A 22,918-nucleotide genomic window follows, 5' to 3' on the forward strand; every position below is an offset into this window, starting at 1 on the left:
GCATACAGAACACCATCCGTTCAATAAATAGTTACCTATATTATACAACATTAACGCGGTGTCGTCTTAAATAATTAAGACATAAAGAAAAAGGCTGTCGAAACTTTCTCGACAGCCTGAACGGCAGAAATGCCGTTTTTTGTTTGGAGACATTGATTTAAAAATAAGACGAGTACTGTCTCAGTTTATTTATATCTACGATAGTTACGGTTTTATTTTCCTTAATAATAATGCCGTCATCTATCAGTTCATTGAGTAGCCGCCGGAGATGGCGGTCCGAAATCCCCAGCATGCTGGCAACTTCCTTGCTAACAAAAAAGATTACCGGTGTTTCGAACAGCTCCGAAGTCTGTAGCAGGTATTTGCATAATTTGTTACGGGCAGGGTACAGCAGGGACCTGGCATTCTGAATGGAGGACCGCATCAGCTTCTCTGTTATGCTGGAGCACATGAACATTAGGAAGGGGACGGATCGGGTCAGCGTGCTATTCATGATCTCCAAGGGAATTCGCAAAATTTCAGTCGGCACAGCGGCAATTACAGTATGAAGGTATTGGCATTTATGAAAATATTCTATGTCCCCCAGCAGTCCTCCGCGCTCCAAATAATCCACTACCGCAATGTTTCCCTTCTCAGATGAATTATGAATGGCTACCTTGCCCTCGATGATGATAAAGAACTCCGTCAATTCATTGCCGGTAGAAATGACCGTTTCATTCTTCTTGTAACGCTTGATTTCAAGAGCAGGCAGGATCTCATCCGGAATAAGGTCCTGCAGATTGGCTTTTACGATGGCTGCTCTAAGGTCTGGCCGAGGCTTGTTGACCGTCATGCAGGCAGACTCCTCACGTCTTTATTTGTCGTTCTAAAAAGCGGACATATGTCCTCCTGTTTATGATTTTCAAATCATTATACTAGAGCCAGAAAGACAAGACAAATGCATAAAGACAGAGGTGACGGTATGAATTCTATAATTGATGACCATAGTTTGGCGAGCGCGGGAGCTGTAAGAATGCATTGGTTCCGGGAGCGGATGCCCGTTGTTGCTGGGGTAAACCAAACATTTAAGGAACAGCAGATCTTCAAAGGCAAGACGATTGCGGTATGTATGCATATTGAACCGAAAACCGGATTTTGGATTGAGGGGCTGCTAGGCGGTGGTGCGGATCATGTCTATCTGTTAGGCTGTCTGGGGACAACCAAGAAGGATACTGCGGCATACTTGGCCTCCCTTGAGCATATCACCGTGCTGGGGAAGGAAGGGGACACTTACGAAGACCACAAGGAATATCTAAAGCTGGTGATGGAGCATAAAATAGACCTTTTCCTGGACAATGGCGCAAGCCTGATTCTGGCGCACCATGAGCTTAATCCGGGCTGGAGCCCTATGGGCGCCAATGAAGAGACGCGTTCAGGGAAGCTGCTTATCGAGAAAGGTCAGGTAGAAACGGCCTATCCCATTGTGGTGATTGACGATTCGCCCCTGAAGCAAATTCTGGAGAATGCCGTAGGTGTCGGTCAGTCGGTTGTCGACGGATTTATGAGAACCACCAGCCTGCTGGTCGGCGGGAAAAAGGTACTTATAGTGGGTTACGGATACTGTGGGAGCGGTGTAGCGAAGAAGTTCCGTGGCTTAGGCGCCACGACCCTGGTGTATGATCTCAATCCTGTCTATCAATTGAAGGCGAAGTCGGATGGTCATATTGTAGGTGAATTGCAGGAGTTAATTCCTCAGGCGGATGTCATTATTACTGTGACCGGCGTCTTTGATGTAATTACCGAGCAGCACATTCCTTTATTCAAAGATAAGGTGATCCTCGGCAATTCCGGTCATTACAGCTTCGAGATCAATGTTAAGGCGATCAAGCAGGCCTCCATTTCAATAGATCAGGTCAAGGAAGGGATTGAACGAATCAGCTTTGGGGAGAAAAGTCTTTATTTGCTTCACCAAGCCAATCCGCTGAACCTTGCCGGTGCTGACGGTAATCCGATTGAAATTATGGATCTCGGGCTAGGATTACAATCCTATTCCGCCTATCGTATTGTTACAGGACTAGAGACGCTGCAACCCGGAATGCAGCCGGTGCCGGATGATATTAATGAAAGCATCAGTCAGCTATTCATTGAATCCTTGAAATGATCCATTCCCTTTCAAGGAACAAGAAAACGAACAGTTGATTTCACGAAGCGTAGCTTGTGGAGTTATACAAAGAGGCTGTCCCAAACACAAACTTTGGAACAGCCTCTTGTACTTACTCGGGGTATGAAGTTGTCTACTCTACGTGTTTATTTAAGGGGCGGAGTGCTGAGTGGAGCTTTGCGCACCTTCGCTGCTTGCTCATAAGAATATGCAAGCGAGAGGAGCAGCGGTTCGCTGTAATCGCGACCGAGCAGTTCGGCTCCGATTGGAACGCCAAGCGGCGCCGTTGCGGTTGGCGTAGAGAAGCCGCCTGGGAACGTGACGGCCGGGAAGCCTGTGCCGTTAGATAGCGTACCGTTGCGCTCCATCTGATCCGCTGCGCTGATCGGCGCGACGAGTACCTTCTGCAGCGGGTACAGGATGGCGTCAAGCCCCAAGTCAGCCATCTTCGAAGATACTGCCAGACGCAGTTTGTCACGGTTCAGGGTGCGGTCTTTATACTCCTGGTTGTTCAGGCCGTCTTCCACGGCAATTTCGGTTTCAAGTGTTTTTTGGACTGTCGGTGATGCGGTTTTGGAATCCACCAGCTGACGGAAGGTTTTCACGGGAGCGTTGGGTCCAAGTTCGGCGAAGTATTTATCCATCGCAGATCTAGCTTCCCAGCTAGCCGTCCCTACCTTCGGTGACAATGTATCGTATTCCGGAAGCGAGAAACGGATGATCTTCGCGCCTTTGGCTTCCATCGTTTTGATCACTTGCTCCATGACCTTATTTACTTCTGCATGGCGTTCCTCCGTACCGTACAGATTGGTCATGACGCCGATTCGCGCGCCTTTCAGCGAATTCGCATTCAATCCGGCCGCATAGCTTTTCGGGGTCTTGCCGACGCCGAATGCGGTGATAGGATCTTTCGGGTCATAACCGACCATGACGTCGAGCAGTCTGGCCGCGTCTTTCACTGTGCGAGTGATCGGGCCTATTTCATCTTGCGTAAAGCTGTTAGGCATGACGCCGGCACGGCTGATCAAACCCCTGGTGGGACGCACGCCAACCAGGCTGTTGGCGGAAGCGGGAGAGCGGATCGATTGACCGGTGTCGCTGCCCGCTCCCAGCACGGCGAGATTGCTGGCAATAGCCGCGCCGGTACCTCCGCTTGAGCCGCCTGGGGTCAGGGTTAAGTCGTATGGGTTCAACACTTGGCCGCCGAGGCTGCTGATGGACATGCCTCCGCGCGCGAATTCCTGCAGATTGGCTTTTGCGAGGATGATAGCCCCGGCTTTGCGCATCTTATCTACTGTGAAGGCGTCGGATGGTGGTACCGAGTCTTTCATGGCCACGTTGCCTCCAGTCGTAGGCATATCCTTAGTATTGTAGTTGTCCTTCAAAATGATCGGGATGCAAAACAAGGGACTAACCTTGCCTTTGCTGTCTTTGTACTGCTTATCCATCTTCGCTGCAAGGTTCAATGCGTCATTGTTGACGTTAATAATGGAGTTGATGGCTGGGCCTTTCTTGTCATAAGCATTGATACGGGCGAGGTAACTTTTGACCAGTGCGGTACAAGTGAGTGTTCCGTTCGCGAATGCGGCGTGAATGCTGTCTACAGTTGCTTCCTCAAGGACGAAGGGCTTAGCTTTTTTGTCTTTATCTTTCGCGTCCTTGCCGTAGGCGGGAAACTGTAAAACTCCGAAGATTAAAACCAAGGCGATGACAAGTGATGTTAGATTTCTGGGTGTAAATTTCATTAAATGCCCTCCTATTATTTTATGCGTCAGATTATATAACTTAAAATTTAAAATAGCAATAGATTTCGTAGATTGTGTTAATTTATATAACATTAAAATTTAAAGCAGACCTCGGGGCTGCGTGGAAGCCGTCGTGAAGCAGTTAGAGTCCCGGATACAGGAAACGCCAAAGGATAAGCCGCTAAAAAAAGCAGTACGCGCGTTCCGCAAAGACCGGCTCCCTCGTCTGCAAAAATACGAAGTTCAGCAAAGCAAAAATACGAAGTTCAGCAAAGCAAAAAAAATGGCGATGCAAGGATAACCCTTGTACCGCCATTTTTTCATGTGCGCCCGGCATGGGCGATAACTTGGCGGTGAAAGTCCGCTACAGGCTTGGCAGTAGGAACTGTTAGCCAAGGGCAAGGGTGTCTGCCGCGAGGCAGAATCTGAAGGAAGCCGGAGGCAAACCCTCGGTCTGACGAACAGAAATCACATACAAGGCAGGGTGGGACGGACGAGCTCGCATGACAAAGCAAAGTCCAATACTGCCCGAATCCCATCCTGTAAATGTGGCGGATAGATGAGGGGAAGGTTATCGCTCTTACCCGGGGAGATCCCACAGACGCGAAGTAGGAAAAAAATCCGAAATAGCGGAGTGAAGCTCGCTGTGAGAAGTCAGCAGAGGCCATAGTACGGAAAGTTTCATCTACCTGAACGAATTTGACCAGGAAATGAAGAGTCGGGAAGTGAACGTCATCCGGTATGCAGATAACATCGTGGTACTAGCCAGAAGCAAACGGGCAGCAACACGGCTTTTGGAATCCTGCGGGAGGTATTTGGAGAACAAGCTAAGACTCCAGATGAATGCGCAGAAAAGCAAGGTCGTCAGCGTAGTGGCCCGGAAGCATTTCAAATTCCTTGGTTTTGCACTAGGAAAGAACAGAAATAGCGTGGATATTCGCGCGCATGGTCAGTCCCTCGCAAAAGCAAAGAAGAAGCTGAAAGAACTGACGAGCCGCAGTCAAGGAAGGAATATCCGTCAAGTCATGGAGAAGGTGAAAGTCTACATTCGGGGCTGGATTGGCTACTACTATGTGGCCGACATGAATTGAATCTTGCAAAACTGGAGCGAATGGCTGCGGAGGCGACTTCGAATGTACATCTGGAAAGGATGGAAGAAGCCGAGAAGTAAGGTGCAAAACCTGCGCAAGCTAGGAATACCGGAAGGGCAGGCATACCAGTGAGCAAACTCGCGCCTTGGGTATTGGAGAATCGCCGGAGCCCGGTGTTGTCTCGTTCCATGACAAATGAAAAGCTCGCGCTGGCCGGATATTATGACTTTCCGGCACAGTACGAGCATCTACGAAAATAGCACGTATGCGGTTGAACCGCCGTATACCGAACGGTACGTACGGTGGTGTGAGAGGTCGGCTACTCAACGATGGGTAGTCTCCTACTCGATTACGTTGATAATTTCTTTACTTGGATTTAATCATTACATAATAAATCGTACTTATACTCAAAGGTGTTTACTAATAGTAAATATATACTTACTATGAGTGAATTCATGGTGATAAACCGCTCGCAGGGCATTGCAAATGCCGAATTTCGGGCCAAATATTAGGGTGGGGTGAACATATGAACCGGTTAATTCCTTTCCAGGGAACACATAATTTCCGTGATATGGGCGGTTATCGTACTGCCGATGGCCGTAAAGTCAAACATGGTCTTTTCTTTCGTTCAGACGAATTATTTGCGTTATCAGAGCAGGATATCAGGGATTTTCAAGGCCTGAATATCCGAACGATAGTTGATTACCGCAGTGAATATGAGGTACAGAAGAAGCCTGACCCGATCTTCCCGCAGGTGAACCATCTGCACGTACAAGCCATTACGTCCGGTTCGCTATCTATGATGAATATGCCGGATCAAACGGAGAATGAGGATCAGCAGGAGCATTTTATAATAGGTTTGTTAAAAAGCGGGTTCTTCAAGCAGTATCGTTCAGATACGATGATGTTGGATCTATACAGGAACTTGGTGTTTAACAACCCGGCATATCAACGGTTAATGGAGATGATTCAGCTTGAAAACAATCTGGGACTGCTGCAGCATTGTACGGCTGGCAAAGATCGGACCGGCGTGGGAGCAGCTCTGATTTTAATGGCGCTCGGCGTTTCGGAGGCCGATATTATGGAGGATTATCTGCTCACCAATGAAACGATGAGGGAGATCAATGGCCAAATTCTGCATCAGCTTGCCGGGCATGTGGATGAGGATGACCTGAAGAATATTGAGCATATGCTCGGCATTAAAGAGGAGTATATGGAGGCTGTTTTTAAATCTGTTAAGGACAAATATGGAGATTACGATTCGTATTTAGCCGCCCAGTTCGACCTAACGCTTTCCAAACGGGAAGCTTTACAAAAGCTGTGTTTGGAATGAGTGTCAGGAGGATCAATAACGTGGTAAACTTGGAAGCAAAACCGTTTAATTTAAAGCCTGCGGACATACAGTGGGTTCATGAAACACTGGCAGCGATGGACGTTAAGGAGAAAATCGGACAATTATTCTGTCTGATCGGTTGGACAGATGATCCCCAGCAGTTAAAGGTGCTGCTTGAAGCAGTCAAGCCGGGCGGAATGCTATTTCGCCCTGGAGCAGGGGCGTCTGTGCAGGAGACGCATCGCTTCATTCAACAGCTGTCTGATATTCCGTTGCTTCTTGCTGCTAATTTGGAAGCCGGGGGAAATGGGATTGCTATCGATGGTACCTACTTCGGTAATCCTCTGCAGGTTGCCGCTACAGATGATGAAGACATGGCCTATAAGCTGGGTCTTGTGGCTGGCAGGGAAGGATGGGCGGTTGGCTGCAATTGGGCCTTTGCGCCGGTAGTGGACATAGATCTTAACTTTCGGAACCCGATAACGAACGTTCGGACGTTCGGAGCCGATCCAGCACGTGTCGCAAGGATGGCGAAAGCGTTCACTGCAGGGATGCAGGAGAGTGGACTTGCAGTGTCGGTTAAGCATTTTCCGGGTGACGGCGTGGATGAGCGTGATCAGCATCTCTTAACTTCGGTAAATTCCTTGTCCGTTGAGGCCTGGGAAGCGACTTATGGGAAGGTCTTTCGGGAAGTCATCGAGGCGGGGGCCAACACCGTAATGGCCGGCCATATTATGCTTCCGGCATACTCGCGAATGCTTGCTCCCGGCCTAAGTGATGAAGAAATCATGCCCGCGACCTTGGCCCCCGAGCTGTTACAGGGGCTGCTTCGGGATCGTCTAGGTTTTAATGGTCTTGTTGTTACGGATGCGACACTGATGGCTGGTTTTATGATGGCAGAGAGGCGTGAGATTGCCGTCCCGAAGGCTATTGCTTCTGGCTGTGATATGTTCTTGTTCAACAAGAATATAGAAGAAGATTTCAGCTTCATGGAGAAAGGGCTGGAAAGCGGAATTCTCACCGTGCAAAGGCTAGATGAAGCCGTCACCCGCATTTTAGCCCTCAAAGCATCTTTAGGGCTCCATCAGCGGCAACGTTCCGGCACACTTGTACCGGAGCCGGAGGCGCTCTCGCTGCTGCAATGTGAGGAGCATCGGTTATGGTCGAAGGCCTCCGCAGACCAAGGTGTCACCCTTGTCAAAGATACGCAACAGTTACTGCCGATTTCCGCCGCTAAGCATAGACGTGTACTCTTATATAGTCTGACAAATGGTAAAGCGCCTGGGAAGGGTTCGGACGTAAGCCAACTGGCAGAGCGATTAGTGAAGGAAGGGTTTGAAATTACACGCTTTGACTCTGAACAACTTGGCTTTGCAGCCATATTCCAAGCCGTAGAGCAGCTGCGCGATCAGTATGATCTGATACTATACGCAGCAAATGTGGAGACAGCAAGCAATCAGACAACCGTTCGTATCCATTGGGAACCGCATCTTGCGGCTAATGTGCCATGGTTTATACGGGAAGTGCCTACGGTGTTTATTTCTTTTGCCAACCCGTATCATTTGCTGGATGTTCCCCGCATACCTACGTATATTAACGCCTATTCGTGCAATGAAGCCACAATCGAAGCCGTGGTTGACAAGCTGCTCGGCCGCTCACCTTTTGCGGGAACCGATCCGGTAGATTCATTCTGCGGTTTGTGGGAAGCAAAGCTGTAGGCTGTAAAGGATATCCTTATTGGAAATGCCAATTTCGGTAACTATAAATGAATAAGGGGGAGTTTAATGGAACCCAAATGGAAAGAACAGCTGGAGCTGCATAGAAATCAGCGGCGTGAAGATATTATCCAGCATGCAAAGCAGTTATTCTTGGAGCATGGTTTAACCACGGTTACACTTAAGGATATTGTTGAGGCTTGCGGGATTAGTAAAGTGACCTTATATAAGTATTTCCGCTCTCTGGATGAGATTATTTTCGAGGTGGAAATTGAGATTTTAAGCGCTTGGTTAGAAAAGGTCAATCATGCGACTCACCAAGGCGATAGTGGCTATGAAAAGCTGCAATTCTTGCTGGAGGAGCAGATCTTGGACTCAAAGGGAAATAAGGATGCGATTCGATTCATTGCGATGTTCGATACGCTCTATCAGGAAGAATATCCGACTCCGGAACTTGAAAATCGATACCGATCATTTCTACGTGGTGTGCCGCATCCCTTCTTATCCTCACTCCAAGAAGGGGTGAATGATGGATCGATCCGCCAGGATATAGATGTCAAAGCGATGGGTTACACCATAAGTAATGTCGTGAATGCGACCAAACAGCGGATGATGCTACGCGGGAAACTACTTCACCAGGACCAGGATACAGATCCTGCTATTGTGATGAGACATATGGTGGATATGATCTTGGCTTATGTAAAAGCTTAAGCTAGTACGCGTACGCACTTAAATCATCGTTTTTGTAAATATAAAGGTGCTATTCCTTTGGGAATAGCACCTTTTTTTGTTCCAGCAGGCTTGAAATCGCACATTGGAGCGGATGTGATCCGTCCCCGGAATTTTAACAATAGATTTACTTCATGTTGATGATACTGTGACAATTTGATTCTATACTAAGGGTGTTTACTTGTGGTAAACACTTATGTACTACCAGTAAATGGAGAATGGGCGCAATGACAACAATTTGACTTTTAGAAAGGGTAGGCCACATGACAAAATCAACTGCAGACAAAAGGAAAAGCAAAGTCAGGAAATCCGGCGTGCTGCTTCTAATGATGCTGCCGGGAATCTTTTACCTTGTAATCAACAATTACTTACCCATGTTTGGAGTGGTCATTGCATTCAAGGACTTCAATTATACCAAGGGCATTTTCGGCAGTGATTGGGTTGGATTCAAGAACTTTGAATATCTCTTCAAGACATCGGATGCCTTCGTCATTACAAGAAACACGATTCTGTATAATGGCGTCTTTATTATTCTTAATCTATTTATTGCGGTCGGCTTAGCCGTCTTGCTGAACGAGGTGAAGCAGCGCTTCTTATCCCGTTTTTACCAAAGTGTCATTCTGCTCCCATATCTGATCTCTATGGTGATCATTGGGTACCTGACCTTTGCAGTGTTCAGTATGGACAGCGGGCTCTTGAACAAGAGTATTCTGCCGATGTTCGGAATATCCGAAATTTCCTGGTACAGCGAGGCGAAATATTGGCCCTACATCTTGACCTTTGTACACAGCTGGAAGAGCGCCGGTTATCTGTGCGTGATCTATCTGGCAGCAATCATCGGGATCGATCAGGAATATTACGAAGCTGCGACGATCGATGGGGCGGGAAAATGGAGACAGATCAAGAGCATTACCTTCCCGCTAATTATGCCGGTGGTCACGGTGATGACGCTCCTGCAGATCGGGCGAATCTTCTATTCCGACTTCGGCCTGTTCTATCAAGTTCCGCTCAACACGGGCGCCCTGCAATCGACCACGAACGTTATCGACACCTATGTCTATCGCGCATTGATGACACTTGGGGATATCGGAATGTCTTCAGCAGCCGGGTTGTATCAGTCCTTAGTTGGTTTTGTGCTCGTCTTCATCTCCAATTATGTGGTGAAAAAATTCAACAGCGATAACGCCTTGTTCTAAAGGAGGGAATGTATTGAAAACAAGAAATTTGATGTGGCAATGGGGAATCAATATCATTCTGATGCTGGTTGCCTGTGTATGTATCCTTCCTTTTGTTCTGCTACTGACGTCTTCTATAACCGATGAGCAGGCTATTTATCAGCATGGTTATTCCTTCTTTCCGGAGAAGATCAGCTTTGCTGCTTACGAATATTTGCTAAATGATGCCTCGGGCATCCTGCATGCTTACGGGATCACGATCTTCATTACGGTAGTGGGAACGGCTTGCGGCCTGATCCTGACGGCTTTGTTGGCCTATCCTTTATCACGGCCCAATTTACCGTTTCGTAATCTCTGGTCATTCTTCGTATTCTTCACGATGTTGTTCAATGGCGGTCTGGTGCCGACCTATCTGGTGTATACACAACTACTCGATATGAAAAATACGATCTGGGCACTTATCGTGCCAGGGCTGCTGATGAATGCCTTCTATGTCATGCTGATGCGTACCTTCTTCGTAACGTCGATTCCTGAACCTGTTATTGAATCGGCCAAAATAGACGGTGCAGGTGAACTTGGTACTTTTATCCGGATTGTGCTGCCGCTTTCCCTGCCGATTCTGGCGACCGTTGGATTATTTCAATCGATTAACTACTGGAATGACTGGTTTAACGGGATGATCTACGTTACGGATAGCAGCCTGTTCAGTCTGCAGAACCTGCTAAACCGGATATTGCTGGATATTCAATTTTTGGCGAGTAGCAATTTTGGTAGTAGTCAAGCTGACGTGTCTTCCAATGCGCCAATGGAAACCGTACGGATGGCAATGGCGGTGATCGGTGTAATTCCGATTGTGGTAGCTTATCCATTCTTTCAAAGGTTCTTTGTCAAAGGTCTTACAGTAGGTGCAGTGAAAGGCTAAGGCTATGTCCAGTATGACACTGGTTAGCATAAATAAGGAACTCACTAGGGAGGCTTCAGAGATGGACAGAAGAGGGAAAAAAGCAGTGTACAGTATTTTGACGTTGGCGATTACGGCAACAATGGTGCTGTCAGGCTGCAGCACAAAGAAAGCCGGCGGGGAAAGTGCATCAACAGACGGGAAGAATGAAGCTCCTTACGAAGTGACCATGGCTTTCTACGGCAATGAGCAGAAGGATATGCAGGAAGTGCAGAATGAAATGAACAAGCTCATCCAGTCCAAAATCAATGCCACCGTCAAATTGCTGCCCATCGCAGTGAGTAACTGGGCTCAGCAAACGAACCTGATGCTTGCCAGCAATGAAAAGATAGATTTAATGTTCACATCTTCCTTATTCAATTACAGTACACAGGTGGCTAAAGGGCAATTGACACCACTCGATGACCTGCTGGACAAAGACGGAGAAGGGATAAAAAAAGCGTTGGATCCTTCCCAGCTCTCGGCTTCCAAAGTTGACGGCAAGATCTACGGCGTTACGCCAGTAAGAGATCTTGCTTCTGACTACGGTATCTTGATGCGTAAGGATCTTCTGGACAAATATCATATCGACGCGGCCAATATTAAAAACATTAATGATCTGGATGCGGTCTTTCAGGTGATTAAAGATAAAGAACCGGCGATAGTACCACTGGTGGCCAAGAATCCTGGAACGGCTCCGTTCGACGCAGGATATATCACGTACGACCCTCTCGGAGGAGGCGTAGGGGTTCTGCCCGACTATGATAACAATATGAAGGTCGTTGACTTCTATGAAACGCCGAAATACGCAGAACAACTGAGCACGTTGCGCAGATGGTACCAGCAAGGATTTATGCTGAAAGACGCAGGGACAAGCAAGCAGGATGGTAGAGAAATGGTGAAGGCGGGCAAGGCCTTCGCTTACTTTTCCAACCTTAAGCCGGGATCTGAAATTGAAGCCTCCCGCAAGAGTGGCAAGGAAATGACGGTAGTACGCCTTACACCGGCTTATGCTACGACTGACTCCATCACAGGCATTATGTGGTCCATTCCGGTAAATTCGCAGAATCCCGAAAAAGCGATGAAGCTTCTGAACCTGCTGTACTCTGATAAAGAGTTGTACAATCTGTTCACTTGGGGTATTGAAGGCAAGCATTATGTGAAGAAGTCCGACAATGTGATTGATTATCCGCAAGGCGTAGATATTCAGAGCCTGGGCTATAACTTCGGTACGCCGTATCTGTTCGGTAACCAATTCTTGTCCTACACCTGGACAACAGAAGATCCGGATATCTGGAACAAGATGGACAAGTTCAATAGGGGTGCCAAGAAATCCAAGGCGCTGGGCTTCAGCTTCAATGTGGACAATGTAAAAACTGAAATGGCGGCAGTCAATAACGTCCTCTCAGAGTTTAGAGTGGGACTAGAGACAGGTACGCTTGACCCGGCAGAAAATTTGCCGAAGTTTATTGAAAAGCTAAAAGCAGCAGGCAGCGACAAGATTATCAGCGAGAAGCAAAAACAGCTTGATGAATGGGCGAAGATTCAGAAATAAAGGGTACAGTGCAGAAGGAGTCAAAAGCGTATGCGGACCAGGGAGAATTTTGATACAAACTGGATGTTTCATTTTGGTGAGGTAGGAAAGATCGTGAAGACGGTTAAGAAAGCAGGGATGATAGCTGGCTTGACCAATGCGCTTGAGGAAGAGCGGCATGAGCCTTTCGCTATGGGTGAAGCCGCACGAATCACCCAGGATGTTATTCGGAAATTAATGGGTGATCCTCATTTTGAAATTTCGCAAATTTACGGATCGGATACGCCAGATGACAAGCATACAGGCTGGGTTTGTGTAGATTTGCCGCATGATTGGAGATTGGAGCAACCCTATAGCCAGGAGGAACATGGAGCAGCGTTTCAGGGATATTTGCCGGGTGGTGTGGGCTATTACCGCAAAGTGTTCCAAATTCCGCAGGAAGACGAAGGTAAGAAAATCGTCATCGAGTTTGACGGTGTCATGCGGGCCAGCTCAGTTTGGGTAAATGGGTGCTTCGTTGGCGATCATCTTAGCGGGTATACCAGCTTCCATTATGACATTACTGATCTGCTGAAATACGGAGAAGCTGAGGGGGATAATGTCATCCTGGTTCGGACGGATACCACCGGCGGAGATGAGGGCTGGTGGTACGAAGGCGGAGGTATCTATCGTCATGTGTGGTTAACCAAACATGATTATCTCCATGTCGACCGCTGGGGAACCTTTGTCAGAACCGACTGGGTAAAGAATGAGACGGCTGCGATTACAGTGGAAACGACGATAAGTAACGAGTATTCACGGACGATGGATTATCGCATTCGTACAAGTATTTTGGATAGGAACGGCAAGCTGTCCTCTACAACAGAGACGGATTGTACAACAGGTGGACTCGACAAATTAACAACGCTACAATCACTTCAAGTCTCGTATCCGCAGCTCTGGTCACTGAGCACACCACATTTATATGAGGTTGTAACCGAACTGCTACATGAGGGCTGTATCGTCGATACGTACCGGACGGTTACAGGCATACGCACGGTGGAATACCGTCAGGACGGATTATATCTGAACGGTGAGTACGTGCTACTAAAAGGCACTTGCAATCATCAGGATTTCGCAGGTGTAGGCATCGCACTGCCGGATCGTGTACATGAATACAAAATCAAACGGCTGCTGGAAATGGGCTGCAATGCTTATCGCTGTGCCCATCATCCCCCGGCGCCGGAACTGCTGGAGGCCTGTGACAGACTCGGAATGCTGGTCATGAACGAGAACCGTGTGATGGAAAGTACGGAGATCAAGCTTGAGGAATTGAAATCGATGTTGTACCGTGACCGCAATCATCCCAGTATTTTTATGTGGAGTCTCGGCAATGAGGAGAAGATCAGCGGGAGCTATCAAGCCAAGCGAATGCTCAAGCGCATACGGGAGCTGGCTACAAAAATCGATCCTACCCGTCCCCTTACGGTGGCCTGCTTAAGTCAGGATGGAATCGAGATTGATGTGAACGGCGTTAACTATGCTGAGTCTATAAAAGGTAACCAATCGATCGGAGAGTGGTTCCATGACCATCCGCAGGCCAAGGTGCTGAATACGGAGAATGTCTCCTTCTTCTCTACGAGAGGGGTCTATGAGGATGATCCAGGGGGCGGGCGCTGCTCCAGCTACGGCTCTAAATATACGATGTCAGGCAAGGAGATGGATGTAGGCAACCTGGGCGGGGCGGGCGGAACGTCGACACCTGAGCAAAGCTGGCGCTACTATCTGGATAACCGTTTTACGGGAGGTTTGTTCGTGTGGACAGGCTTTGATTATCGCGGAGAGACGACACCATTCCAGTGGCCGTCTGTGACATCGCATTTCGGTATCCTCGATTACTGCGGTTTTGCTAAGGATTCTTATTATTTCTATCAATCGATCTGGAAGGATGAGCCCATAGTTCATCTAATGCCGCATTGGAATTGGTCCGAACGGGCGGGACAGCCGGTGGAGGTCCACGTGTATACCAATTGCAGTGAGGTTGAACTGGTATTGAACGGACAAAGCTTAGGTATTAAGAAAGCGGAAGTGGAAGCAGGAGAACATACATTATCATGGCAGGTCGTCTATGAACCGGGTGTGCTCGAAGCTGTTGCTTACCGGGGCGGTATGGAAGTAGCGAGAGAGCGGAAAGAAACTACAACCGAAGCGTATGCTATTCATCTGGAGGCTGACGGGACAGAGCTTATGGCTGACGGTCAAGATGTATCCATAATCACCGTAACAGTAAGAGATACAGCGGGGAGACTAGTGCCTGTTGCCAATAACCTGATTCAGTTTCAAATTTCAGGGGAGGGCAAGCTGCTGGGCCTGGGGAATGGTGACCCCGGGTGCCATGAATCGGATAAAGGGAATGCCAGGAGCGTGTTCAACGGCTATGCTCTAGCCTTGGTACAGTCAAAGGATCAGGCAGGAAATATCCAAATTAAAGCGTCGTCGGTAGGCTTAGTGTCGGACGTATTGACCTTAACCTCAATGAATTCATCTGCTATCTAATAGTAATTGAAGAGCACCCCTTAGAATAGACATTGGAATAAACCTTTGGTTTATCTGATAGAGTTCCAGGGGGTGTTTTTGCTTCGTTGATACTAATTGGTGAAATTTTGATGTTCATGAGAATATAAAACAGGAAGGGGGAACTTATGAACAGATTCCTGAATGTACTCAAGGTAACACTCATGCTGATGTTTATCTCTGCGTGTTCACAAGCAAATTCCAATTCTGTTGCAGAACCAGAAGAAATGTTGACACAGAAAGATTTTATCACCAATAAAGTGGAATTCTACACCCAAGATCACTTTAGGTTTGTGGAGAAATTCACAATTGAAGGCTCAAAAGCCCCGTACACGCTCCATTTTACGTTTGTGCCGGAAGTGGGTTCTGCACCTATCAAAGAGGATATTTATCGTTCGATGGTGGACTATGCCTGGAATGTGAACAACTTCTTCCCGGAAATTAAACGTTATGAATTCCAAGTCTTATGGGATGAGAATGTCAAGAAAGAGGCGATAAAGGCCATTATGGACGAAGAGGCTGTAAGGAACCTGATCATTCGCTACCTGGATTTGAAGAATGCCCAATTAGGTGGCAGCGGCGACGTCTCGTATCGGTCGTTCTTCTCCAACCTCACTGAATCGGATGAAGCAAAGCGTTGGGCGGAGAAAGAGACTGGAGTTTAAAATGCACCAATTGGCTGGAAGTTCATAGTGAAGGGGCTGTCCCAAAACTAGGTATATTTCTTGATAAGAAGCCTACCTGCTAAAAAATATAGCGCAAATAGAACATGGCGGTGCTCAGAAAGAGTCCTGATCCCGCCATGTTCTATTTGTGGTCGATGACCACCTTCTTCGGCAAGGGAAAGGCAAGCGAAAGCCAGAGCCAGAGTGAAACCCAAACCCAAACCCAAACCCAAACCCAAACCCAAACCCAAACCCAAACCCAAACCCAAACCCCAACCCAAACCCCAACCCAAACCCCAACCCAAACCCCAACCCAAACCACTCGGCCTTCAGAACGTGCAAGTCCCGTAAAGTAAAAATGGGTGTTACCCGTTATGCAGCGCTTAAATAACTGGAAATTCTCCCGTTAATTTTTCGGAAATGGCGTGTTCCAACAAAATAACGGGAAAAATTCCCGTTAATCTCTAGGATACCCTTCGATTTTCTGATAAAGGGGAAAAATAACTGGAGAAATTCCCTTTAATCCGGGCAAAACGCTTGAAAGGGGAGAATTAACGGTACATTTTCCTGTTAAATCAGAGCTATGCCCAGATCCCAGAACCACATCTCAGATCCCAGTTCCCAAGTTAGGGTGTGAGGATCTGCATGGATTCTGACCAATCCACCATTCTGCGCTACAAGCGCACGAAGGTTCATATCCTTTTTGGGACAACCCCTTCGTCAATAACGTTCTCCGGACGGCCTTATTCTGATTAAGTCCGGTCTTCAGTGAGATAGGTTTTAACCGCCGGTGCGTTGTATGCCGCGAACTGATCCAGCATCCCCTTGGCTGTAGTATCGACCAGCACCATGGAACGGTATTTTTCCTGCATGAATTTCTCGGCAGCGATATGATCAAACATGGTAATTAAAGCGTCGTAGTAATGTTCGATATTTAGCAGACCCAGTGGCTTATCATGAAGTCCAAGCTGGCCCCAGGTAAAAATCTCGAAGTATTCCTCCAGCGTACCTGGTCCTCCCGGCAAAGCGATGAAGCCATCGGCGAGTTCTGCCATCTTGGCTTTACGTTCATGCATCGAATCGACAACAATCAGCTCGGTCAGGTGGTTGTGGGCAATTTCCCGGGTTTGCAGAAAATGCGGCAGGACGCCGACTACCTTCCCGCCTTTCTCTAATACAGCGTCCGCTACGGCGCCCATCAAGCCTACACTGGCTCCGCCATAGATCAGGGTGATGTTACGCTCTGCAAGTTCATGACCTAACTTCTGTGCGCCTTCTCTATAGACAGGGGATGCACCTTCACTCGATCCGCAAAAAACAGCTACACTTTTCATCGTATCCTCTCTCCTTCGGAAAGCTTTTTATAGGTATCCTACCATACGTATGTTCGGGTGTGAAGTGACCAGAGTCATCGGCATGAACGCTACACTTCGGGGCCGGAGGAAGTACATTTGACTTTAATGATGTCTCTACCTATAATTAAAAATATGAACGGTCTGTCTTTTATTTTTTCGTAATTGTCCTAATATTATAAACAGCATAAGGAGAGATTAGAATGAGCAGAGTATGGTTTATTACAGGAACGTCAACAGGGTTTGGCCGGAAATTCGTGGAGCAGCTGCTTCACACTGGAGATAAAATTGTTGCTACAGCACGGAACATTGATTCCATCGCCGATTTGAAGGAGAAATCGCCGGAGAATGTGCATATTGCTGCACTGGATGTCACGAAGAAAGAAGAGATTGAAGCAGCGGTGCAAGAGGCAGTGGACGTATTCGGCCGGATTGATATTGTCGTTAATAACGCTGGCTACGGGCTATTTGGAATGCTGGAGGAATATACGGATGAGCAGATCAGAGATCAGTTCGATGTGAACGTGTTCGGTATGCTGGATGTTATCCGGGCCACTCTTCCAGTCTTCAAGAAGCAGAAGTCGGGGCATTATGTGAATTTGTCTTCGGTCTTCGGGGTATGGGCTGTTCCAACTTACAGTGTATATGCGGCATCGAAGTTTGCAGTGGAAGGCTTCTCCAAAGCAATGGCAGCTGAGCTGGCGATGTTCGGGATTAAGACTACGATTGTGGAACCGGGCGTCTTCTTAACCGAATTCATGGGATCTTCCCAAAAACAAAGCGAACCTACCGACGAATATGCACCGGTGTATGAAGCCTTCAACAAGAGCTATGAGGCCTTGAATATAGGCGATCAGGGTAAAGCGGTCGAATCCATTATCGCTATGATCAACAGCGAGAATCCGCCCCTGCATTTCCCGGTGGGTGCTATGGCATCGTATAGTATCCGGGATGAGCTGGGCAAAAGAATCGAAGAAGTTGTGGCGTGGGAAAAGGTTTCGTTGATCGCGGAGTAAACCCCGCCAGAGTCACGCTATCAGCAAAGAGACCTTACAGATGAAGCCGTAAGGTCTCTTTTTATTGCCAACATCGGTTTATTTCAATACATCATCGATATAACGAGATAGTTGATCTTTGATCAGCTGGAGCGGGGAGAACGGAAGAAGCTTGTTCATGAGCAGGCTCCCCTCGATCAGCGAGAGTATGACTACGGCCGTATTACGGGTATTGGCATCCGATCGGAATTCCTCTTGGGCGATTCCTGTATTTATGATATCTTCCAGCAATACCAGCATTCTGTCCATCGCTTCTTGTGCATGTTGGAACAGGGGAGGGGAAACAGCTTCGGCTTCTACAGCGGCATTGGCAATAGGACAGCCACCTGGAAAATCGAGGTCGAGATAAGTCTCGACAAAGGCATTCAGCTTATCGGCTGCTGCTGATGCCGAGGCGATGGCCGGCTCCATCTGTTCAGTAATCAGTGTGCAGTTGTATTTGAACGACTCGATCATCAGGTCTTCTTTATCTCTGAAATGATTATATAAGCCGCCCTTTTGCAGTCCGGTCGCATCTGTAACCTCGGCCAGGGAGGTGGATAAGTAACCGCGCTGATTGAGCAGCAGGGAGGTTTTCTCGATCACATATTGTTTCGTTTTCTCACCTTTACGAATCTTCAACACCGCCTTTCAAGCTCATGCTTCTTCTTTATTCTAAAATCAAAGGAAGCAGACGTCAATAAAAGACGGATTGTTCGTTTTCATAGTGAATCATTCTGCATATTATTGTATAGCAGAGAATGTATGAACAAATTTTCGTATCCCCGGCAAGGCCAGCATTGAGTGCTGTTTACAGTCCGGCAAAGGATATGTTAGCCCCCATGTAATAACCGATAGAGGTGAATACCAGAACCCACACCAGTGATCCTAGGCTGGCGGTAAGGAAATATTTCCGAAAGGGCATGGCACTAATTCCGGAGATGTAGCTAGTAGCATGTCTCAGGCCTGGAACGAAGTATCCGAGCAGAATCGTCCAGAGACCAAACTTTGCGAACCAGCGCTTCACAATCTCAAACCGTTTGGTGGTGAGGCCGATCCACTTGCCATGCTTGTCAACCAGTGGTTGTCCCAGTTTTTTGCCCAGGGTATAGCTAGTGAGCATACCTGTGACCGCTCCGATGAAGCAGACCAGCACGGAAATCGAGAAATCAAGGACCATTACAGAACACAGATAGCCTACGAACAGCATTAGAATTTCATCGGGAACCGGAATGCCTATAATTCCAAGCGCAAGCAGCGCAAAAATCGCGAAATATCCATATTGAGTGATCATATCCATAATCCATGCCATGCTGCAGTCACTTCCTGGCGTAAGTTTTTTTAAAGGATGGAAACGGAATTCTGCTTATCATCAGAACAGACAGCAAGCCCATCACAAGCAGTGTCATTTCAGGCTTCACCCGGTCACCGAGTAATGTGGTAAGAGACAGTATTACTCCGGCAGCGGTAATGGGCAGACCGACGAACCCTCTGACGGGAGCACTTATATTAAATCTTGCCAACCGGAGCGCCCCGCATACCAGGAATACAACCGCCGCGAGCGGTCCGAGCCACACAGAATCCTCCAGCTTGTACATTAAGATCAGAAATACCGGAGCAATCCCGAAGGAAACGATGTCTGCGAGTGAGTCCAACTGTTTGCCAAAATCACTGGGACAATGCAGTAGACGAGCCAACAATCCATCCAGCACATCACATACGGCTGCCACCATCACCAGTGCAAATGCGACCATATATTCTTCGCGAATGGTAAAAAATAATGATAAGGCCCCTGCTCCCAAGTTGATTACAGTGAAAGCTGAGGGTAACCAAATCCATTTCATGTTTATTTTCACGCCTTTCGTGTAAAAAAAGATGATATTGAAAAATGATTAATGATCAAAGGTAATGACGATGCGAACGCCCATCCCCGTGTTCTCCGCTACATACCGGCAGCCGTGCAGATCCAGAATCCGCTTGACGATGGCAAGCCCAAGTCCTGTCCCGCCAGTCTGACGGCTGCGTGAAGGCTCAGCCCGGAAAAACCGCTCCCAGATTTGCTCCAACTGATGCTCCGGGATTTGCTCGCCGGTATTTTCAATGGAGAAAATAGAGGACTCTTCCAAGCCCTTGATACTTATAGTAATCGTGCTGCCTTCCACCGCATGACGGATCGCATTGGTAACGAGGTTAGAGACTACCTGTTCCATCCACCTTAAATCGCCATAGAGCGGGAGCTCATTGGAAGGAATAATCACAGCCTCGAGATTTTTTTGCTTCAATAAATAGACGAGCTTGCCCATTACATCTTCCACCAGCTCGCTGAGCATATAGGTTGTTTTACGGAGCTTGAGAGTGTCGGACTGCAAGGTCGCAAGATTCAGCATATCCTGAACGAGCATCTCCATTTTGTCCGATTCCTCGATAATGACGCCGATGTAGTGATCCTGCTTGCCAGCGCTCACCCCGTCCTGCAACCCTTCCGCGAAGCCCTTAATGATGCTGATGGGGGTCTTCAGCTCATGCGATGCATTGGCGAAAAACTCTTGCTGGGCGATCTCCATTTTTTGCTTTTCTTTCATATCACTCACCAGTTGCTGATTAGCCTCCTGAAGCTCCCCTAGCGCGCTGTCCAGCTTGCGCGAGAGGGTGTGCATGCTGGACGAAAGACTGCCCAGCTCGTCATTTTGCCGGATAGGCTCGTGATCAGTGAAGTCGAGATTGACCATTCGCTTCGCTGCATTGTTAATCGAGATAAGCGGACGGGTCACGATTTTTGAGAAGAAGAGAGACAGAAACAGGATTAGAATGAATCCACCGATGCCTAGATAGACATAGAACCACTGCAGGGCCTGATTCGTCTCACTGACCTCCTGGAGCGAAGTCACTGTGAACAACAGGTCAATGTCGCCGTTCTTCATCTTCACAGGGTAGAGCAGAACGGAACTGCGGACGCCGGTCCAGGGTTCTGTCCAATCTGCTTGCTGAACCTCCAGTTTTTTTAGCTTCTCAAGCAGGGTTGGAGTTAGAGGGAACCATTCCTCCATAGCAGACAGCATAAGAACCTGGCGGGGGTTCCATGTCTTCAGATCAGGGAGTACAATCTCTGTAACTGTGCCCGTAATGGTCTCTGTTTCCCCAAACTCGTCTTCGCCAGTTATCACTTTTGCAGAAGGTTCTCCAACTACCGGTCCGCCTTGCTTGTAAATGTTTATCGGATAAAGCACATGGATCTGCGAATCTTCAACGATATCGTTCTCACCGAAGATGGTTAGCTCATCGCCCTGCTGTATCTGGGCATTCTTCAGCTCCGTGCCATACATATTCATAAAAAGGGACAGGTTGATCGTAACGAGCTGCCCATTTTCTTTTTTCAACGTGATATGGAAGGGGTCGCCTAGCTTCACTTTGCCTTCCAGGGTCAGAATGGCCAGCTGGCTTTTGTTCTGAATGATGAACTTGGCCGTGTCCTTGGAAATTTGACTCATGCTCCGATTCTCTTCTGAGGCGTAGTTTGCGGCGTAAGTCTTCAAATGATTTTCTACCCGGGAGATTTTCTGGTTCTCGTAGAAGCCTTCGAAGAACAGCATTTGGCTGAGGATCACCATGCCGTAAAAGCACAGGAAAAAAACAACGGTCATGATAAACAGCTTATAGGTGACGCCACGCTTCTTCATTCTTCCTCCTCGAACTTATAGCCGGTACCGATTACAGTACGGATATGACGTGATTCCGTTCCGAGCTTGCTCCGCAGTTTTTTGATATGGGTATCCACGACACGGGAATCACCTTCAAAATCCAATCCCCATATCCGGTCAAGTACAGTGTCGCGTGAAATAACAATCCCTTTGTTTTTGATCAAATAAAGAAGCAGTTCATACTCCTTGGGAGCCAGCTCCACTTCCACATGGTTCACTTCCAGCCGCCGGGCCATCGTGTTCAGTACCGCACCGCCGAACGTTAAGAGTGATGGCTGAGCTTTGGAAAGACCCTCGACTCTTTTCATCAGAACATTCGCCCGGGCCACGAGCACCTTAGGACTAAACGGCTTGGTGACATAATCGTCGGCGCCCAGCTCAAAGCCTAATATTTTATCATCCTCGCCGGATTTGGCCGTCAGCAAAATAATAGGCACCTCTGAGCGGCTGCGAACCTGCCGGCATACTTCCCAGCCATCGATTTCCGGCATCATGATATCCAGAATCAGGAGGTCCGGCTGCAGGTCATCGAAACGGAGTAAGGCTTCTTGACCGTTGCCAGCTTCGTAGACATCCCAATCACTTTGTATAAAATAGTCGGCAATGACTTCACGAATACGGATTTCATCCTCAACGAGAAGCACTTTTTTATTCATGGAATCCCTCTTTTAATTCAGCTTGAAAAAAAGTATAACCTGCGGGTATGTCTTTCATGTGTCCATGAGGACACCGTGATAAATTTGGGGAAGAGGCGGGGGAGTCAATTTAAATATCATCAAATGAAGTGAAAAACACATTTGCGGGTGTTTTTGAAGACGCTGCCCTTTGGAAAGCCGAATTGCTTCGAGATGGTAATCCCGTTAACCGGTTCAAGCTGGCCGATGGCATCCAGCACATGCAGCATGATGATCGTCAGTTCCTTGATCAGATCTTTAAGGACCGGAATGTCCGTATGCTCTAGCATCCATGCGGTTTCCTCGTCATCCTCCTGCTGCAACTTTTTTTGTAAAGCATAGGTCTGCTCCAGCAGAGTTTGGATCAATGTATCATTATCGCCGCCTGTGCCGGGATCGGAATCAGGGGAAGAGTTATAGGATAGATTCATGTCTGCTCTCCTTATAAGTAAGGCTTCCTCAGTATAACAATAATAAGGTCACCTATAAAGTTTCGGGGAAACCATAACTGGTGTCACATATATATCATGATTTTTGAGA

At 47.7% G+C, this 22,918-nt stretch carries 22 protein-coding genes; 13 read left to right on the forward strand and 9 right to left on the reverse strand.

Features of this window, described 5'->3' with window-relative positions:
• Positions 1-157 precede the first annotated feature (157 nt).
• Entirely contained in the window at positions 158-832 is a 675-nt protein-coding gene (locus tag HPT30_RS03015) for a Crp/Fnr family transcriptional regulator (protein ID WP_175370018.1), read from the reverse strand.
• Between the two features lie 129 nt (positions 833-961).
• Here HPT30_RS03015 and HPT30_RS03020 point away from each other — a divergent pair, with 129 nt between their 5' ends.
• On the forward strand, positions 962-2,140 hold the full coding sequence (locus HPT30_RS03020; RefSeq protein WP_175370019.1) for an adenosylhomocysteinase: 1,179 nt from the start codon (positions 962-964) through the stop codon (positions 2,138-2,140).
• Positions 2,141-2,286: 146 nt separating this feature from the next.
• Here the strand turns inward: HPT30_RS03020 and HPT30_RS03025 are convergent, their stop codons facing one another.
• Complete coding sequence (locus HPT30_RS03025; RefSeq protein ID WP_312876282.1) at positions 2,287-3,978, reverse strand: amidase family protein; 1,692 nt, start codon at positions 3,976-3,978, stop codon at positions 2,287-2,289.
• 40 nt (positions 3,979-4,018) lie between these two features.
• Between HPT30_RS03025 and HPT30_RS03030 the strand changes: the two genes are divergently transcribed.
• From HPT30_RS03030 to HPT30_RS03075, 11 genes are all read left to right on the forward strand, one after another.
• Positions 4,019-4,186, forward strand: coding sequence for a hypothetical protein (locus HPT30_RS03030; protein ID WP_175370021.1), 168 nt, complete (start codon positions 4,019-4,021; stop codon positions 4,184-4,186).
• A 424-nt stretch (positions 4,187-4,610) separates the two neighbouring features.
• A complete protein-coding gene (locus HPT30_RS29525) occupies positions 4,611-4,976 on the forward strand; it encodes a group II intron maturase-specific domain-containing protein (protein ID WP_312876283.1) in 366 nt (121 codons plus the stop codon).
• 128 nt (positions 4,977-5,104) lie between these two features.
• Entirely contained in the window at positions 5,105-5,236 is a 132-nt protein-coding gene (locus tag HPT30_RS30330; protein WP_281364451.1) for a hypothetical protein, read from the forward strand.
• Positions 5,237-5,502: 266 nt separating this feature from the next.
• Entirely contained in the window at positions 5,503-6,309 is an 807-nt protein-coding gene (locus HPT30_RS03040) for a tyrosine-protein phosphatase (protein WP_175370022.1), read from the forward strand.
• Positions 6,310-6,329: 20 nt separating this feature from the next.
• A complete protein-coding gene (locus HPT30_RS03045; protein ID WP_312876284.1) occupies positions 6,330-8,027 on the forward strand; it encodes a glycoside hydrolase family 3 protein in 1,698 nt (565 codons plus the stop codon).
• A 66-nt stretch (positions 8,028-8,093) separates the two neighbouring features.
• Positions 8,094-8,735 carry a TetR/AcrR family transcriptional regulator gene (locus tag HPT30_RS03050; RefSeq protein ID WP_175370024.1) on the forward strand — a complete coding sequence of 214 codons (642 nt, stop codon included), beginning with the start codon at positions 8,094-8,096 and terminating at the stop codon, positions 8,733-8,735.
• A 281-nt stretch (positions 8,736-9,016) separates the two neighbouring features.
• Complete coding sequence (locus tag HPT30_RS03055; RefSeq protein WP_066364578.1) at positions 9,017-9,949, forward strand: ABC transporter permease; 933 nt, start codon at positions 9,017-9,019, stop codon at positions 9,947-9,949.
• Between the two features lie 13 nt (positions 9,950-9,962).
• Positions 9,963-10,850, forward strand: a complete 888-nt coding sequence (locus tag HPT30_RS03060; protein ID WP_246316904.1) for a carbohydrate ABC transporter permease — start codon at positions 9,963-9,965, stop codon at positions 10,848-10,850.
• A gap of 61 nt (positions 10,851-10,911) precedes the next feature.
• Complete coding sequence (locus tag HPT30_RS03065; protein ID WP_175370025.1) at positions 10,912-12,423, forward strand: ABC transporter substrate-binding protein; 1,512 nt, start codon at positions 10,912-10,914, stop codon at positions 12,421-12,423.
• A 30-nt stretch (positions 12,424-12,453) separates the two neighbouring features.
• Positions 12,454-14,937, forward strand: a complete 2,484-nt coding sequence (galA, locus tag HPT30_RS03070; protein WP_175370026.1) for a beta-galactosidase GalA — start codon at positions 12,454-12,456, stop codon at positions 14,935-14,937.
• Positions 14,938-15,083: 146 nt separating this feature from the next.
• Positions 15,084-15,620 carry a hypothetical protein gene (locus HPT30_RS03075; protein ID WP_175370027.1) on the forward strand — a complete coding sequence of 179 codons (537 nt, stop codon included), beginning with the start codon at positions 15,084-15,086 and terminating at the stop codon, positions 15,618-15,620.
• A gap of 752 nt (positions 15,621-16,372) precedes the next feature.
• Here HPT30_RS03075 and HPT30_RS03080 read toward each other — a convergent pair.
• The gene (locus tag HPT30_RS03080) at positions 16,373-16,954 is read right to left on the reverse strand and encodes an LOG family protein (protein WP_175370028.1); all 582 of its coding nucleotides are present in this window, start codon (positions 16,952-16,954) and stop codon (positions 16,373-16,375) included.
• A 221-nt stretch (positions 16,955-17,175) separates the two neighbouring features.
• Between HPT30_RS03080 and HPT30_RS03085 the strand changes: the two genes are divergently transcribed.
• Positions 17,176-17,988: an SDR family NAD(P)-dependent oxidoreductase gene (locus HPT30_RS03085; RefSeq protein ID WP_175370029.1), complete on the forward strand. Its 813-nt coding sequence runs from the start codon at positions 17,176-17,178 to the stop codon at positions 17,986-17,988.
• A gap of 78 nt (positions 17,989-18,066) precedes the next feature.
• On the opposite strand, the gene HPT30_RS03090 is transcribed toward HPT30_RS03085, so the two are convergent.
• From HPT30_RS03090 to HPT30_RS03115, 6 genes are all read right to left on the reverse strand, one after another.
• Positions 18,067-18,648, reverse strand: a complete 582-nt coding sequence (locus tag HPT30_RS03090) for a TetR/AcrR family transcriptional regulator (RefSeq protein WP_175370030.1) — start codon at positions 18,646-18,648, stop codon at positions 18,067-18,069.
• A 169-nt stretch (positions 18,649-18,817) separates the two neighbouring features.
• A complete protein-coding gene (locus tag HPT30_RS03095) occupies positions 18,818-19,318 on the reverse strand; it encodes a DedA family protein (protein WP_175370031.1) in 501 nt (166 codons plus the stop codon).
• Positions 19,319-19,325: 7 nt separating this feature from the next.
• A complete protein-coding gene (gene pssA / locus HPT30_RS03100) occupies positions 19,326-19,850 on the reverse strand; it encodes a CDP-diacylglycerol--serine O-phosphatidyltransferase (protein WP_175370032.1) in 525 nt (174 codons plus the stop codon).
• A 48-nt stretch (positions 19,851-19,898) separates the two neighbouring features.
• Entirely contained in the window at positions 19,899-21,683 is a 1,785-nt protein-coding gene (locus HPT30_RS03105; protein ID WP_175370033.1) for a sensor histidine kinase, read from the reverse strand.
• Positions 21,680-22,360, reverse strand: a complete 681-nt coding sequence (locus tag HPT30_RS03110; protein ID WP_175370034.1) for a response regulator transcription factor — start codon at positions 22,358-22,360, stop codon at positions 21,680-21,682. Before HPT30_RS03110 ends, HPT30_RS03105 begins: the two co-directional genes overlap by 4 nt.
• A 119-nt stretch (positions 22,361-22,479) precedes the next feature.
• Positions 22,480-22,809: a hypothetical protein gene (locus tag HPT30_RS03115; protein WP_175370035.1), complete on the reverse strand. Its 330-nt coding sequence runs from the start codon at positions 22,807-22,809 to the stop codon at positions 22,480-22,482.
• Between the last annotated feature and the right edge of the window lie 109 nt (positions 22,810-22,918).

Origin of the sequence: Paenibacillus agri, assembly GCF_013359945.1 — a bacterium.
Classification (GTDB): Bacteria; Bacillota; Bacilli; order Paenibacillales; family Paenibacillaceae; genus Paenibacillus_AQ; species Paenibacillus_AQ agri.

Coding starts and splice junctions, on each gene's coding strand:
- HPT30_RS03050 (WP_175370024.1), top strand. CDS start 8,094: ATGGAACCCAAATGGAAAGAACAGCTGGAGCTGCATAGAAATCAGCGG.
- HPT30_RS03080 (WP_175370028.1), bottom strand. CDS start 16,954: ATGAAAAGTGTAGCTGTTTTTTGCGGATCGAGTGAAGGTGCATCCCCT.
- HPT30_RS03065 (WP_175370025.1), top strand. CDS start 10,912: ATGGACAGAAGAGGGAAAAAAGCAGTGTACAGTATTTTGACGTTGGCG.
- HPT30_RS03075 (WP_175370027.1), top strand. CDS start 15,084: ATGAACAGATTCCTGAATGTACTCAAGGTAACACTCATGCTGATGTTT.
- HPT30_RS03110 (WP_175370034.1), bottom strand. CDS start 22,360: ATGAATAAAAAAGTGCTTCTCGTTGAGGATGAAATCCGTATTCGTGAA.
- HPT30_RS03115 (WP_175370035.1), bottom strand. CDS start 22,809: ATGAATCTATCCTATAACTCTTCCCCTGATTCCGATCCCGGCACAGGC.
- HPT30_RS03095 (WP_175370031.1), bottom strand. CDS start 19,318: ATGGCATGGATTATGGATATGATCACTCAATATGGATATTTCGCGATT.
- HPT30_RS03020 (WP_175370019.1), top strand. CDS start 962: ATGAATTCTATAATTGATGACCATAGTTTGGCGAGCGCGGGAGCTGTA.
- HPT30_RS03055 (WP_066364578.1), top strand. CDS start 9,017: ATGACAAAATCAACTGCAGACAAAAGGAAAAGCAAAGTCAGGAAATCC.
- HPT30_RS03085 (WP_175370029.1), top strand. CDS start 17,176: ATGAGCAGAGTATGGTTTATTACAGGAACGTCAACAGGGTTTGGCCGG.
- HPT30_RS03040 (WP_175370022.1), top strand. CDS start 5,503: ATGAACCGGTTAATTCCTTTCCAGGGAACACATAATTTCCGTGATATG.
- pssA (WP_175370032.1), bottom strand. CDS start 19,850: ATGAAATGGATTTGGTTACCCTCAGCTTTCACTGTAATCAACTTGGGA.
- galA (WP_175370026.1), top strand. CDS start 12,454: ATGCGGACCAGGGAGAATTTTGATACAAACTGGATGTTTCATTTTGGT.
- HPT30_RS03025 (WP_312876282.1), bottom strand. CDS start 3,978: ATGTTATATAAATTAACACAATCTACGAAATCTATTGCTATTTTAAAT.
- HPT30_RS03015 (WP_175370018.1), bottom strand. CDS start 832: ATGACGGTCAACAAGCCTCGGCCAGACCTTAGAGCAGCCATCGTAAAA.
- HPT30_RS03105 (WP_175370033.1), bottom strand. CDS start 21,683: ATGAAGAAGCGTGGCGTCACCTATAAGCTGTTTATCATGACCGTTGTT.